We start from the raw sequence: 515 nt of genomic DNA, 5'->3' as shown, positions 1-515 counted from the left end.
GAGGATGCGTTCGATGTCGTTGCGCGTCGCTTCGATGCTCGACGGCAGCGCTTGTTCGACCAGATAGCTCTGGGCGAGGCGGTTGACCACCAGGGTATAAATGCCAACCACGATCAGGATGCTGACCAGCAGGGCGGTGCCCATGCTGAGAATCAGCTGCCATTGAATACTGCGTCGCCACAACTGCATGGAGCACCCCCAAAGAATAAGTGGCCGAAACAATGCAACAGCCGTGCCGATTGTATACAACCTGATCGACAATCTATTCTTTGGTTGTGCGCAACCCCATCAGCCCTGATTGATGGTCTTGGCGATGGTGTCGACCGTGGCGCTGACTTGCTCTTGGTAACGGTCGAGTTCCTGCTGGTGCTGCTTCTTCATTTCGATCTGCTGCGAGCACAGGTTCATCGCTGCCAGCACCAGCAAACGGTCACCGATCAGCGTCGGGTATTTTGCGTTTTGGTGTCGGCCAGTGCGGCCTTGAGCATCAGTGCGGCGTCCAGCAGGGTCTGTTT

1 protein-coding gene and 1 pseudogene are annotated in these 515 nt (G+C 56.3%); both read right to left on the bottom strand.

Annotated features, from left to right (window positions below):
* Window positions 1-189 (bottom strand): hypothetical protein (locus tag HT737_RS31055; RefSeq protein WP_182404714.1); only part of this gene is annotated, 189 nt, incomplete at its 3' end.
* 99 nt (window positions 190-288) lie between these two features.
* Window positions 289-515, bottom strand: a pseudogene (gene zapA, locus HT737_RS31050) (cell division protein ZapA); the annotation flags it as partial.

It is taken from the genome of Pseudomonas sp. MD195_PC81_125, from assembly GCF_014060985.1.
GTDB classification, from domain to species: Bacteria; Pseudomonadota; Gammaproteobacteria; order Pseudomonadales; family Pseudomonadaceae; genus Aquipseudomonas; species Aquipseudomonas parakoreensis.
Note: the sequence above shows the minus strand (reverse complement) of the source record. Positions and strands in the feature narration are given on the sequence as shown.